A 14,407-nucleotide genomic window follows, 5' to 3' on the forward strand; every position below is an offset into this window, starting at 1 on the left:
TGTCATCGCTCGGCCGTACGCGGTGGCCGCGGGTGGCGGCCGAGGAGTTCGGCCAGGCCCCGGCGGGTGGCGGCCAGGACGACGCGGTCCTCGGGCTGGAGGACGTAGCCCGGGTGCAGGTCCCAGACCAGGCCCGTGGTGTGCTGCTCGCCGTCAGCCGGGTGCGGGGTCGCCAGGTCGGGGCGCCGGTCGGCGGGCGCGGTGGTGTCGAGGGCGAGGACGCGCCAGGCACCGGGACGGAAGGTTTCCTCGATGGTGCGGCCCTCCAAGCACGGGTGGCCGGCGACCACGAGGGCGGCGAACAGCAGCACCCTGCGCTCGACCGGTATGGCGCCCAGGATCTGGCGGCCCATCATCGCTCCGGCGAAGGCGGGCGCGGCCAGGTGGGAGACGCTGCGGCTGCGGGTGAGCGCCTCGGGGTGGGCGGCGCGCAGGGTGCGGTACACGGCGGTGGCGAAGTCGTCGTCGTACAGCCGCAGGGCCACGCGCAGGTCCGCCTTGACCGTACGGGCGTAGAGCGCGGCCTCCAGGTTGGTGGTGTCCGAGCTGGTCACGGCGAGCAGGGCGTGGGCGCGGTGGATCTTGGCCGCCTCCAGGACGCCCTCCTGGGTGACGTCGCCGATCACGGTGGGCACCCGCAGGCGGCGGGCGAGCGCCACGCCGCGCGCCTCGGGGTCCTCCTCGACGCACACGACGGGGATGTCGAGGTCACGCAGCCTGGCCAGGACCCTGGTGCCGATCTTTCCGAGGCCGAGCAGCACGACGTGGCCGGACAGACCGCGCGGCGGGCGGCGCAGGGCGGAGGCGCTGCGGAACGCCCCCAGCGCCTCCAGCGCCCCGGCGATGAGGAGGGGCAGGAGCGCCAGTCCCACCAGTCCGGCCAGCAGTTGGAGCACCTGGCGTGCAGTGCTCTCGCCGACGGCGGGGTCGTTGATGGAGAACAGGTCCAGCAGCGTGACGTATGCGGCGTGCAGTGGATGGTCGCCCGTGGTCAGCCAGGAGGCGACGGCCAGGGCGAGCACGGCGAGCGCCGTGCCGGCGACGGCCCAGCGCAGCCGGCGGGAAAGGAGTTCGGAGAGCGGGACGCCCCGGCCGGCCAGGCGCCTGGCCGGCACCACGGGACCGGTGTGGGTGACGGCTTCGAGGACGATCGTGCCCCGCCCGGTGGTGGCGGTGACGGTGCGGGGGTCCGGCAGGAGTTGGGGCCCGGCCGTCCCGCTGCTGTCCGAACCCTCCTCGCCCGCCGGGTCGTTGGTGGTGGCCGACAGCAGGGCGAGGGTGCACAGCCCCTGATCGGTGACCTCGCCCCGGCCGGGCGGGGTGCGTTCCACGGCGCGCAGCAGCAGCCCGTCGGCGTGGACGACCTTGCTCGTGCCGGCGACCGCGGTGGCGGCCAGCGCCGGGGCGGCGGTGTCGGCGTCGGAGAGCACCGTGGTGGACGCGTCGATCGCGGCCGGGTCGAGGTCGGGCATGGCCACCCTCGCCGCCTGGTCGAGCAACTGCTCCAGGTGCTGGCCGAGCTTGCGGTTGTAGAGGCGGACCACCAGCCGGAGACCGGGGTTGAGGCGCCGGGCGGCGAGCGCGGCACGGATGTTGGTCTCGTCGTCCTCGTACACGAGCGCCAGCGCCGCGGCCCCGGTCACCCCGGCCGTCTCCAGCACCGCGTCGGTCGGCTCGGGCGCTTCGAGTACGGCGGTGGGGGCGTCGATGTCGGCGGCCGACGGGGCGGCCCGGATCATCGCCGCGGACACCCTGCCGAGCAACGCGGCGGACAGTCGTGGTCGGGGAACGGCCAGTCGCGGCCCGTGCGCCGGTCCGCCGCCGGGGCTCACCAGCGTGACGCGCTCGCGGTAGACGTCGCGGAGTTCGGCGGCGAGCCGGTGGGCGAGGGCGTCGTCACCGCACACGATCATGTGCCCGGCAGTGTCGCTCACGTGGGGCGGCATGGAGGGAAAGGACATGCCCGTAGCGTGCCTTGTCCCTCGTGCGGTCGGCACCCCGGCCACCCTTCCGCAACGGCTTGGGCCCTGCGGCGGGTTGGGGCTGCACGGAGCCTCCCCCCTCCGCATCACAGCGCGTCGATCAGTCAGCGTGCTGGAGGGGTCGGGAGGGCCAGCCGAGGAGGCGCGCTCCGAGTACGGCGGTCTGCAGGGTGTAGCGCTGGTCCGCGTCCGTGGGGTCGTAGCCGGTGAGTTGCCGGATGCGGGCGAGCCGGTAGGTGACCGCGCGGACGCTCAGTCCGAGCCGGCGGGCCGTCGCGGTGTTCACGCATCCGCTGTCGAAGTAGGTGGTGAGCGTTTCGAGCAGGGGCTGGGGGTTGCGGCGTGTGTGTTCCAGCGCCCCGAGCACGGTGGCGACGAGGTCGGTGATGGCGGCCCGGTCGCGGCCGAGCACGTGGAAGACCAGGAGATCGGAGGCGCCGACCACGGGGATGCGCAGACCGAGCTGTGCGGCCAGGCCGAGATTGCCGCGGGCCTCCTGGTAGGAGCGGACGATTCCGCTCGGTCCGGGCCGGGGCCGGCTGACGGCCACCTGGTGGTCCTCGCGGACCGCGTTGCCCACCTGCGTGGCGAAGTAGCCCGGCACCCGGTCCTCCGTGCCGGGCGACACGCAGACCAGCAGGCCGTCCTTGGTGGTGATCAGCACGTCGCGTACGCCGAATCTGGCAGTGAGCGCCTCCTCGACGTAGCGGGTGGCCCGGTCGCCGGCGCCGAAGGGGCGTCCCGCCCGCGCCACGGCGACGGTGTGCGGACCGATGAGGTGCAGGCCGAAGCGTTCCGCCCGCTCGGCGAGCCTGCCGAGGTCGGTGCGGCCCTCCAGGAGGTCGTCGACGAACTCGCGCCGCGCGGCCTCCTCACGGCGGATGGCCGCTCGGTGGGCGGTCTCGTAGCCCTCGGTCAGCGCCACTGTCGCATCACCGACGGCTCGGATGAGGGCCGACGTGACCTCCCGCAGACCCGCGACGTCATGGGCTTGGCACGTCCCGGGGAACTCCGTCCAGGCGCGGCACGTCCGGGTCAGGTACTCGGCCACCAGAGCGCGCAGAGCGGTACCGCGATCGGCCGCGGCCGCGGCCAGCTCCCGGAGGCCGTCGAGGTCCTCGTCGCACAGCTCCAGCTTGCTGACGGAGATCTCGGCGAGGCGCTCCACATGGCCGTCCAGCTTGCGCGCGAGGGTGCGGGCGTCTGGGCCGGACGTCACCGGGCCGTGCCGGGCCGTGCCGGTCTCAGGCGCCCGACGCGGCCCCCTGCCGACCGGTGCGTGTCGTCCCATGCACCTATTTTTCCGTAGTCCGGCAATATCGGCGCGCCCAAAACAGCCGTCTCCGGTCCGGTCCCCGATCCCGCCACCCGCTCTGCAGGGGTACGTCGCCACTGTCAGGTCCTCCGGAACCCGGAGAGGAGCGATCATGAACGCAGGACTCCTCGGCGTCATCATCGGCGCGGCCGCCGTTACGCGTCGTCCCTGTCGTCGACCGCGTGGTGCGGGTCTCACCGCGTACGGTCGCGCTGGACCTCCCGCCCCAGGCCGTACCGCCACGCACACAGCCCGCTACACGGTGAAGGCCCAGGTGGGGCGGGTGAGCCCCGCGTCGGTGGCTGAAGGCTGAAGGTGGACGCCGCATGCCCGACCCCGGCCGCAGACCCCGTACGTTCCTCGGCCGTCTTCCGCTGCCGGAGCGCACGTTCGTCGCGGACGCCCTGCGCGCGGAGACCGTCGGTGGCATGGTGCTGCTCATCGCCGCGGCCGTGGCTCTGGTGTGGGCCAACACCCCCCTGAGCAGCGCCTACGAGGCCGTACGGGATTTCCGGTTCGGCATCGGGGCACTGGACCTGAACCTCTCCGTGGCCCACTGGACGTCCGACGGGCTGCTGACGGTCTTCTTCTTCGTGGCCGGCGCCGAGCTCAAACGCGAGCTGGTGGCCGGTGAGCTGCGCCACCCGGGCACCGCCGTGCTCCCCGTGGTCGCGGCGATCTCCGGCATGGCCGTGCCCGCACTGGTCTACGGGCTCGTCGCCACCTCCGGAGGAGGAACCTGGAAGGGCTGGGCGGTCCCCGTCGCCACCGACATCGCCTTCGCCCTCGGCGTGCTGGCCGTGATCGGCACCCATCTGCCTTCCGCGCTGCGTGCGTTCCTGCTGACCCTGGCCGTGGTCGACGACGTGGTGGCCATCGCCATCATCGCCGTCTTCTACACCTCGACGATCCACTTCCCCGCCCTCCTCGGTGCGGTGCTCGGGCTCGGCCTCTTCTTCCACCTGCACGATCGCAGGAGGGTGCACGGCTGGTACTGGTACGTGCCCCTGGCCCTGGTGATCTGGGGGCTGACGCACGCCAGCGGCGTACACGCCACCGTCGCCGGCGTCGCCATGGGCCTGCTGCTGCGGGTGGCCAGGGACGGCGAGAGGGGCCGGCGGCCGGCGGAACACATCGCGCACCTGGTGCGCCCGCTGTCCGCCGGAGTGGCGGTCCCGCTCTTCGCGCTGTTCGCGGCGGGCGTGAACGTCTCCGGCGAGTCCCTCGGAGCCGCCCTCGGCAGTGCCGAACCGCTGGGCGTGGCCCTGGGCCTGGCCGCCGGCAAGGTCCTCGGCATCTCCGGCGGCGCCTACCTCGCCGTACGCTTCACCCGCGCCCGGCTCAACCCCGAACTCGCGTGGGCCGACGTGACGGCGGTGGCCATGCCGGCGGGCATCGGCTTCACCGTGTCGCTGCTGATCGGTGAACTCGCCTACCCCGACCCCACGGAGCTCGCACACATCAAGACGGCCGTCCTGCTGGGCTCACTCGCCTCCGCGCTGCTGGCATGCGTCCTGCTGAGACTGCGGAACAACAAGCACCGCCGACTGTACGAGGCGGAGAACGACAACGGCCCGGACGCCTGACGAACCACCGCCGCCTTCCTGACGTATGAGGTGACCACGACAGAAGGCCCGGACCGTGACCGGTCCGGGCCTTTTGTTCACCGTTTCACGGACGGCGGGCTAGCCCAGCTTCTCGAAGGCCGCCTCCCCCCGCTCCCAGAGGGTGACGTCCCCCAGGGGGCACTTGGGGAAGCCGCCCCGGAGCAGCCGGGTGAGGAACTCCGCCATCCCGCAGTCGTAGCGGCTGAACCGGATCTCGCCGCGGTTGAACACCAGGACCGGCCACGCGGACGGGTCCTCCCCGGAGGCGTCCCAGCACATGATGTCGGCGCTGGCGGCGGCCCCCCAGGCGATCAGCCGGGGGGACGTGGCCTCCAGCTCGGGGGCCTTGTACGCGTCCGCCCAGGCGTCCTCGGCGTTCCCCGTCTCCTGGACCATCCCGTCCCAGCCCGCCTCGGAGAGCGGTGCCTTCGGCTGCGGCGCGACGACCACCAGGAAGTCCTGGACGACCCCGGCCCCGTACACCTCCATGAACCGCCGGTAGTCGGGCGGGAACGGCCGGCCCCAGGACTGTTCCATCCGGCCCCAGTCGACGGCCCTGCCGCCGTCTTGCGGCGGTGGCATCAGCCGCAGCAGGGCGTCCAGGTCGGCTGCCGTGCTCATCGCTTCTCCTTTCCGCGGACCGCCATGCTGCCGGTCATGGTGTCGCTCCTGTCGGGACGGGTGAGCCGCCCGAGGACTGCATACCCAGGTTGTGGCCCGTCTGAAGGGTGTTCGGGATGAAGGTGCTCAGGTTGATCCCGACCGTGCCGTCGGGGTACACACCGTACGCCGTCAGCGTGAAGCCGGTGGCGACGGTTCTGTTGCCGTCGTACTTGGGCGTCACCGTGTACATCACATGCTGGCCGGACATGACCGCGTCGTACACCTGCTTCTCGTAGCTGTACATGTGGTCGTCGCCCTGCTCGGAGCCCCGCTGCTTGGCGTTGGCGCCGCGCGAGCAGGTGGCCAGGTTCCGCGCGTCCGTGCCGGACCCGCTCAGCTTGTTGCCGAGCAGGTGGCAGTTGTTGATGTTGGTCTGCGGGACCAGGCCCTTGCTCTTGGCGAAGTCCTGCGCCCAGCGGTAGCCGGGCGGCAGCACGCTGCTGGTCGGGGTGCCCTTGTTGTTGTTCAGGTACTCCTTGGTCAGGCACGCCTCGACGCCCTGGGCACGGTTGCCGTTGGCCTTGTCCGTGTCCTGGTAGTTGACCCAGCCCTCGCCGCAGTTGCCCTTGCTCTCGTCCGTGTCCTCGGGCAGCGGGCGCGGGCGCGGCACGGGCTTGGGGTCCGGCCTGGGCTCGTCCGCGGTTGTGGTGCTCTCGTCCTCCCGGGCCTCCTCGATCCGCTCCCGGACCTGGGTGGCCACGTACTCGACCAGCGCGAGGACCGCGACCACCGCGACGGTGATCACCACTGCCGCGATCAGTGCCGCGGCGACGAACGGGATCGCGATGGCGATGTGCCCGTCGATCTCCACGTTGCTGATGGGGTTGCCGCCGGTGAAGGCGTAGCGGTTCCCGGTGAACGGGTCGCTGCCGAGGCCCATGTCGGCGAGGGCGCCGTTGTACATGTCCCGGGTGGTGAAGCGGTTCAGACCCGGGTCGTAGTCGCGGAAGCCCATGTCGTAGGTGCCGGAGTTGGTGTCCCACCGCTTCGCGTTGTAGCGGTACGGGTTGTACTCCTCCTTCTCCGGGTTGGCCGGATCCGGCTTGTCGATGCCCGTGAACTCGGACTTGTCGGCGTTGCCGTAGGCCGTGTAGCCGTACGTGGCCCTGGTGTTGCCCTTCTCGTCGGTCAGGGTCTCGACGTCGGTGTGGCTGTTGTAGCCGTAGTAGCCGTCCTCCTTCGTTCCGTCGGCGTTGTGCTTGACCTGCGACAGGCGCTCGCCCCACGGGCTGTACTGGTAGGACTTGGTGAGCTTGCCGGCGACCTCCTCGGTCAGCACCTCCTGGGACAGGCCCAGGTAGTGGTAGTCCGTGGTCTTCCCATCGGCGGTCTTCGAGGACGTGCGGTCGAGCGGGTCGAAGGTGTACTTCGTGGACTTCATGGCGCCGTCCGCGCCGCGCTGCTGGGACTCGATGACGTGGTCGAAGCCGTCGTAGATGCTCCGTGACTGGATCTGCCCGTCGCGGGTCACCGACTCCTGCCGGCCCAGCGGGTCGTAGTTGAAGGAGGTGACGGACCCGGCCGTGGTCGAGGTCTGGAGCCGGTTGCGGTCGTAGCGGAAGTCCGTCGTGACATCGGCCACCGTCTGCTTGATGACGTTGGCGTTGTCGTCGTGGACGTAGGTCTCCGTGGTCGCGCCGTTGCCGGTCTTGACCGACTTGGCGATCCGGTCCACCGGGTCGTAGGTGTACTCGGTGGTGGATTCGAGATACGCCGAGTTGTCGTCGGCGTTCATCTTCTTCGCCACGTCCTTCGCCTTGTTGCCGTTGGCGTCGTACGTGTACGTGTGCGAGGCGACCAGCGCCCCGTCGGCCTTCTTCTCGACGGAGGCCTTGAGCGCTCCGTCGTGGAAGTAGGTGTTGGTCAGGATGTTCCCGTTGTCCTTGGTCTCCTGCTGCACCTGACCGCGGTCGGTGTAGAGGTAGTCGGAGACCTTCGGGTCCGGGTCGGTGGGCGAGGTGCCCACGGAGACCGTCTTGACCTTCTCCCTGAGGTCGTAGGTGTACGTGGAGAACTGGTCCGGATGGGTGACCGTCTCCGGCTGGTCGTTGGCGTTGTAGGTGTAGGTGGTGGACGTCTTCTCCGCGCCGACGAGGGACTCGGTGATCCGGGACACCTTGTTCACGTCGGTGTAGGCGAGGGTGTACTTGTCGACCTCCGCGCCGGGCGACAGGTCGTCGATCAGCGACAGGTTGTCGTTGAGGTCGTAGGAGTAGCGGAAGTGGTGCTTCTCCGCGTCCACCTCACCGGACAGGTCGCGCACCAGCTTGACCCCGTCCGCGACGACCGCGCCGTCCGCGCTCTGGAACAGTTCCAGCTTGGCCGAGTTCCCCTCGCTGAAGTCGTACGAGCCGAGGTTCACCCAGGCGCCCGCGCCGGCGGACTGGTCGACGGTCTTCTCGACGCTCCCGCCGCCATGGGTCAGTTGGTACTTCGCCGTCCGGCTCGCCCCGCTGACCTGCGGGAACTTCACATAGGCGGTGTATTTCCCGCTCTTCGGGATGTTCAGCGTCCAGGTGAACGAGTCCGTGCCGCTGCCCGCGGCGTGGCTCCGGTAGTCGTAGCCCTGCTGGCCGGTCTGGCTGCCCGTGCTCCAGGTGCCGGTGGAGACGGTGTGCTGGACGTCGGAGTTGTCGACGAGCGGGACCGCGGTGCCCACGGGCACGCCGTCGTCGGTCTTCTCCCTCAGCTTGCCGTTCGGGTAGTAGCTCCAGCCCATGGTGCGGCTGACGTCGCCGTCGGCCGAGGTGAGCGTGCGGGACGTCTGGAGACCGACCTCGTTGTACGCGTAGCTGGTCCTGATGTCCCACGGATCGGTCGAGGTCTTCGCCCACCCGTTGTCGTAGTACGTGTTCTCGGTGACGTTGCGGACCGTCTGGCCCTCCGACGGCGGCAGCGAGGTCCTGACGACCCGGCCCGCCGCGTCGTACACGGTCTCCGTGTAGACGTTCGGGCTGTTGTACCGGCTGTCCGCCGGGTCGTACGGCAGGAACTGCTTGACCGGCCGGTTCAGCGCGTCGTACTCGGTCCGCGAGGCGAAGTCCCGCTCGTCGGCGGTCGCCGTGCCGCGCGGTGTGACGGTCCGGGTGAGGTTGCCCACCTGGTCGTACTCGTACCGCGTGGTCCGGTATTCGATGCCGGAGCCGGAGCCGTCGTGGGGGACCTTGACCTCGGTCCGCCTGCCCCGCTCGTCGTAGCTGAACAGGCTGGTGTTGCCCAGTTGGTCGGTCTCGGAGATGGCCAGCGAGTCCTTGTCGTAGGTGCGTGAGGTCGTCTTGCCGGCCGCGTCGATGACCTTGGTGACGCGGTGGTCGAGATCGAACTCCATCTTCGACGCGAAGTCGGCGGGGTCCGCCGTGCGGTTCTTCTTCGGGTCGATGACCTTGACGTTGTTGCCGACCGAGTCGTACTCGTACGAGATCTTCTCGCCGAGCGCGTTCACCACGTCCGTGACCTGGTAGATCTCGTCGTAGTGGTTGGTCGTGGTGAAGTCGTCCGGATCGGGGGTCAGCACGCCCTTCGGCTCGGTGGTCGTCTTCAGGTGGCCGGTCTTGTCGTAGGTGTACGTGGTCCTGCGCTCGGGTGCCGTGTCCGCGTCCTTCGGCGCGACGGCCTCGGTGATCTGGTCGGCCGCGTCGTACACCGCCGTGGACACCGCCCCGTTCGGCGCGGTGGCCCTGGTGACGTTGTCATTGGCGTCGTAGACCGGGGCCGGAGTCGTGATCAGGTCGCCCTTGGCCTGGTCCCTGGGCTCGGTGCGCACCAGCGGGCGGCCGAACGTGTCGTAGGTCTGGGTGGTCCGGTGGCCCAGCGGGTCGGTGACCTCCCTGACCTTGCCGCGCTCGTCGTAGACGTACCCCGTGGTGTTCTCCAGCGCGTCCGTGATCTTCGCCGGGTATCCGGTGGGACCGAACTCACTGTTCCGGGTGGCGTGGCCGTTGGCGTCCGTCGCCTTGGACAGCAGGCCGTGCGCGTCGTACTCGTACCGCGTGGTGTAGTCGCCGTCGTCCGGGGTGGAGACGCCCTTCGGGTCGACGACCTGGGTCAGGTTGCCGAAGGCGTCGTGGTGGAAGTGCCAGGTGCGGCCCTGCGGGGACGACTTGCGGAAGAGGTCGGCCGTGTAGCCGTCGAGCCGCTTGACGTACTCGAACTGCGTGGCGTTGACCGGGTACTTGCCGGGTGCGCAGTCGCTCTGCGGCGGGACCCCGCCCTGGTTGAACTCCGCGGTGCGCTTCCACAGCGGGTAGCCGGTGAGCGCGTCGTAGCAGTACGCGGTCCTGGCCCCGTTGGCCTCCTCCATGTACGTGACGTTGTTGTCCGCGTCCCAGGCGAGCTTGGTGGTCTGGTTCTTGGCGTTGGTGGACCGCACCGGGCGGCCGTAGTCGTCGGTCACGTACGTCGTGGGGTGGCCCTCGGCGTCGGTGACCTTCGTGGAGGTGTGGCGGGTGTTGGCCGGATCCGGCGCGTAGACGAAGTCCGTCCGGCCGCCGAGGCGGTCGGTCAGGGTCTGCGTCCACCAGTGGTACTTCGGGTTGTCGCCCTCACGCGGGTAGTAGTACGCCAGGCCGGTCGCGTGGTTCCGCGGGTCGGTGACCTTGACCAGCTTGACGTTCTTGTTGCCCTGGGTGGCGTCGTACTCGAAGGCGAACGCCTTCGGCTGGGTGGAGCCCGCGCCGTCGGTGAGCTTGGTCAGCAGGCCCTTGTCGGAGTACTCGAAGGCCAGTCGCCGGCCGGAGATGTCGGTCACCGACCTCAGGTGGTCGACGATCTTCGGGTTGGAGGTGTCGGACTTCGTGAAGTAGGTGGCGGTCAGCGTCTGCCGGCCCGCCGGGTCGGTGATGTACTTGAGGAACTTGGTCGGCTTGTTGTTGGACTTGCGCTCCTCGTACGTGAACGTCTGCGTGTTGCCGTTCTTGTCCACGCTCGACGTCAGGTAGCCGTCGCAGCCGAAGAGGAAGCGCGTGCCGTCGGGCTTGGTCAGGGTCCAGGCGTCGAGGATCGGGTCCTTGTTCGGGGTGCAGTCCAGGCCCGGCTTGGCGGAGAGCCGGAAGTGCACGCCCGCGGGAGCCTTCCACGTGCCGTCGTCCTGCTTGCGGAAGACGTGCGTGGTGCCGTCGCCGTCGGGTAGCCGGATCTCCGTCGGGCGGGGGTTCGGGTGGAAGTCCAGCGGGCTGCCGAGCCGGATCGGCCCGGACGCCTGCACGGACCAGCCCGCACCCGCCACCGTGTCGGAGGTGTCCAGCGAGTTGTAGGCCAGGCGGAAGAAGGTGTTGAGCCCACGGCCCGGGTTGTTGAAGACGTTGTACTGCCAGACGGTGTTGCCGGCGGCGGTGCTGTTCATCAGGGATGAGCCCGCGCCGGTGTTGACGCCGTTGTAGGAGTAGAACTTCTCCAGGCCGAGCTGGTCGGACGTCGGGTCCTCGACGGCGACGTTCTGCCGCAGCCCGGCGATGCCGTCCGTGCCGGAGACCCAGGTGCCGGCCGCGGTGTCGCGGACGTCCCAGATCAGGGCGTAATCGGTGCGCTTGTTGCCCGAGTCGGAGTTGATCGGGGTCTTCACCTTCGCCTGGAGGACGGTGGAGTCACCGGGCAGCAGGTCGGCGGGCAGTGCCGTCTGGACCTGGTTGCCGCCGGTGGTGACGTCCGTGCCGTCGGGCAGCTCCCACCGGTAGGTCAGCACGTGGGTGCCGGCCTTCCAGGTGGCCGTGGTGGTGTTGGTGAGCGTGAGCTCGACCGTGTGGTCGGAGTTCGGGGTCATCCGCGCCGGGGTCTGCGGGGCGTAGTACGTCGAGTCCGTGGTGGAGTCGATGTACGTGACCGCGAGCCGCGGCTTCAGCCTCGGTTCCATGCCCTCGGTGGAGACGAACAGGCTGCGCTCCTGCGCACCGGATTCGTCCGCGAGCTTGACCATGACGCCGTGCTGGTTCGCCGGGTTCCTGACCCAGCCCTGCACCATCGAGGCCACGTTCCACTCGCGCGCGACGGGGTCGTTGGTGAAGCCGCCGGTACTGGCGACCGCGGCACCGGCGTCGCCGCCCACGGTGGTCCACGCCGTTGTGGAGTCGGCCTTCTGCCAGGTGGCGGTGGCCTCGTCGAAGTCACGGGTCAGCGGGCGCAGTTCGTACTGGGCTCCGGCGGTACCGGTGATGGTGGTGAAGGACCACATCTTCACCTGGGCGTCCACCACGCGGGCGGTGGACGGGATGCCGAGGGCCGGGAAGCGGGCCACGGCGCGGCTGGTGCCGTAGGTGGCGGAGCTGTTGCCGACCATCAGCCACGGGTAGGGGACACCGGCGTCCGTGATGGTGTCGTGCGGCTGCGCCGGCTGGTTCGCGGTGAGCGTGGTGTCCTGGGACGCCTCCACCAGTCTGGTGGTCCGGCCCGCCTTGGGCAGCCGGACCAACTGGGTGGGCGCGGGGACCACCTGGCCGTCACGGGTCTTGACCGCGACCATGTAGTAGTAGGCCCGGCCCATGGGTTCCGGGTCGTCCGCGCGCGTCGGCACCGCTGAGGTGTCCGTGTACGCCGTCGTCCCCGGGGCCACCGGGGCGACCATGGTGGACTGCGACGGGGTGAAGTTCTGGAACACCGAGCGGTGCACCTGGTACTCGACGAGGTCGTCGCCCTGGTCGCCGGACGGGTCCTGGTACGCCGACCAGCTCAGGTCCGCGCCGGTGGCGTGGATGGTGGCCGACGGCGCCAGGTTCACGCCCTGCCGGCCGAAGGTCAGCACCAGGCGCGGGTAGTTGGCGTGCTCGCCGCCGTAGGCGTACTCGCTGCCCTCGTACCGGGGCCCGCCCTTGGGGCCGGTCGCGGACTCGTCACCGGCCTTGATGACGAAGCCGTAGTTGGGGTGGGTGCCGTTGATCCACTGCTGGACGGTCCTGGTCACGGGGAAGGAGTGCCAGGTGTTGGACTCCTCCGGCTTCTTGGTGACCACACCGCCCTTGGTGAACCGGACCGCGTCGGCGATCACCGACGTGGTCGTGGAGGCGGGGCCGTCACCGAGGACGACCTTGCCGAGGGTGCCCGCCTTGAAGGGGTGGGTGCCCAGTGTCTTCCACACGCCCGCCGAGCCGGCCTGCTGGTTGACGGTGTAGGTCTTGCTGCCGCCGTTGTAGGTGACGGTGTAGGGGGCGCTGGTGGCACGGTCCGAGGCGGGCACGTAGTGCGCCTCGACCTGGTAGTCGCCGTCCTCGGGGAGGCTGGGCTGCCAGGTGTACGTGTCACCCGCGACCGAGTCCTTGTTGTACAGGTAGTCCTTGTTGACCGCGTACTGCGTGTACGTCGTGTTCCCGGAGGCGGGCCAGGCGCCCTTGGCGGCCGTCGTGCCCGTGTCGCCGTCGTCGACGAGGACGGAGGTACCGGACAGCTCACCGGTGAGGGCGCCGGCACTGTTCCACGTCGCGGTGGACTCGCTCCAGTCGGCGGTGGCGCGGTGGGCCTCCAGCCGCACCTCACTGGAGCTGGTGGTGTGGGTCTGGTCGAAGTAGAGCTTCAGGTCGGCGGAGTCCAGTTTGGTGCCGGACGGGATTCCCGTGACGGGGAACTTCAGCAGCGCCCGCGAGGCGCCGGTGCTGGTGTTGCCGACCGACAGCCGCCAGCTCGTGTCGTAGTTGTCCCCCGGCGCGTCCGAGGAGATCATCACGTCCTGGGACTGGGATGGTGGCGGCGCGATGGCGATCGTCGGGTCGATGGTGACGGGGTACCGCCGCTCCTTGGCGGCCAGCCACTTACCGTCCGGGGTGACGGTCACCTTCCAGTTCTTGCCGTCGCGGCTGAGCCGCTGGCTGACGGACGTGCTGTAGGAGCTGCCGTACGGGGACTCGGCGTCCTTCCTCGCGTCCGTCATGAAGGCGGGCGGGAGCTCCAGCACCGGGGCGGCGCCCTCCCCGTACAGGAGGATCGACCCGTTCTTGCCCGGCTTGGGAGTCAGCCCGCCGGTGTCGAGGGTGAAGGTGAAGGCCACCGGCCCGGCGGGGCGTTCCCGCAGGACGATGTTCTCCTTCACCCGGCCCGGGCCGACCTCGTACACCAGGTCCGCGTTCTTGACCGCGTTCCGGTAGGTCACCACGTTGCCGTCGGCCTTCGGCGCGAGCTTCCCGGCGCCTTCCAGGCCGAGGGTGACGACGTGGCCGTCGGCGGTCTCGAAGCGCACCAGCCGCCGCGGCTCCGTACCGAAGTAGCTGCGGCCGGTGTTGGTGGTGTTGGCGAAGGCATAGCCCGGCTTGCCGGCCGCCTCGACGCCCGCGTCGATGGTCTTCCAGTTCTTGCCCGACCGGTAGGCGGTCGGCACGGCCGAGACCTCGGCCTGGACGCGCCCGTCGGACATCCGCCAGTAGCGGGCGTACGGCGTGCGCTTGCCGGTGAGTTCGGCGACTCGTTCGGCTTTGGGGGCCTTGGCCCCCTTGGGGAGCTTGTCGCGGCTCGGGAGGGTCGCATCCCCGCCGGTCCTCGGTTCCTCGGGCCGGTAGTCCCTGTCGTCGCCGTCGTCGTCGGAGAACCAGCCCTTGATGGTGTCGCCTATGCCTTCGCCGTCGGTGGTCGCCGACGAGGCGGCATAAGCGGCTTGCGGTAATACGGAGACGAGGACCGCAGATGTGACGGTCAAGGCTACTGCCCGCATCGTCCCCGATTGCCGTGTTCTATGTCTCACACCCATCCCCTTTTCGCCCGCGCGCGAGCGTCCACCGCGCGTGGAGCATTCCGGCACAAAAAAAGTTCGCGGCATTAGTCGCGAACTCTGCTGATTCGGTGCATCGCAGGGCATGGGGGGTGTGAGTGCTCCCCATATTGGGGAGTACTCGCCACTAGTGCGCCGATGACGGTGAAGATTGTCA

General features: G+C 69.9%; 5 protein-coding genes. 1 reads left to right on the plus strand and 4 read right to left on the minus strand.

Annotated elements, in window-relative coordinates:
* Window positions 1-2: 2 nt before the first annotated feature.
* Window positions 3-1,961: an NAD-binding protein gene (locus ACZ46W_RS04910; RefSeq protein WP_468331360.1), complete on the minus strand. Its 1,959-nt coding sequence runs from the start codon at window positions 1,959-1,961 to the stop codon at window positions 3-5.
* Window positions 1,962-2,082: 121 nt separating this feature from the next.
* On the minus strand, window positions 2,083-3,273 hold the full coding sequence (locus tag ACZ46W_RS04915) for a PucR family transcriptional regulator (RefSeq protein ID WP_468331363.1): 1,191 nt from the start codon (window positions 3,271-3,273) through the stop codon (window positions 2,083-2,085).
* Window positions 3,274-3,623: 350 nt separating this feature from the next.
* Here ACZ46W_RS04915 and nhaA point away from each other — a divergent pair, with 350 nt between their 5' ends.
* Entirely contained in the window at window positions 3,624-4,883 is a 1,260-nt protein-coding gene (gene nhaA, locus ACZ46W_RS04920) for a Na+/H+ antiporter NhaA (RefSeq protein ID WP_468331366.1), read from the plus strand.
* A gap of 99 nt (window positions 4,884-4,982) precedes the next feature.
* On the opposite strand, the gene ACZ46W_RS04925 is transcribed toward nhaA, so the two are convergent.
* On the minus strand, window positions 4,983-5,525 hold the full coding sequence (locus tag ACZ46W_RS04925) for an SMI1/KNR4 family protein (RefSeq protein ID WP_468331369.1): 543 nt from the start codon (window positions 5,523-5,525) through the stop codon (window positions 4,983-4,985).
* 34 nt (window positions 5,526-5,559) lie between these two features.
* Window positions 5,560-14,193 carry a golvesin C-terminal-like domain-containing protein gene (locus ACZ46W_RS04930; RefSeq protein ID WP_468331372.1) on the minus strand — a complete coding sequence of 2,878 codons (8,634 nt, stop codon included), beginning with the start codon at window positions 14,191-14,193 and terminating at the stop codon, window positions 5,560-5,562.
* Window positions 14,194-14,407: the final 214 nt, after the last annotated feature.

Source organism: Streptomyces sp. NPDC031064, assembly GCF_055570965.1.

Bases quoted from the DNA above. Each gene is read 5' to 3' on its own strand.
- ACZ46W_RS04910 (WP_468331360.1), bottom strand. From the start codon at position 1,961: ATGTCCTTTCCCTCCATGCCGCCCCACGTGAGCGACACTGCCGGGCAC.
- ACZ46W_RS04915 (WP_468331363.1), bottom strand. From the start codon at position 3,273: ATGGGACGACACGCACCGGTCGGCAGGGGGCCGCGTCGGGCGCCTGAG.
- nhaA (WP_468331366.1), top strand. From the start codon at position 3,624: ATGCCCGACCCCGGCCGCAGACCCCGTACGTTCCTCGGCCGTCTTCCG.
- ACZ46W_RS04925 (WP_468331369.1), bottom strand. From the start codon at position 5,525: ATGAGCACGGCAGCCGACCTGGACGCCCTGCTGCGGCTGATGCCACCG.
- ACZ46W_RS04930 (WP_468331372.1), bottom strand. From the start codon at position 14,193: ATGCGGGCAGTAGCCTTGACCGTCACATCTGCGGTCCTCGTCTCCGTA.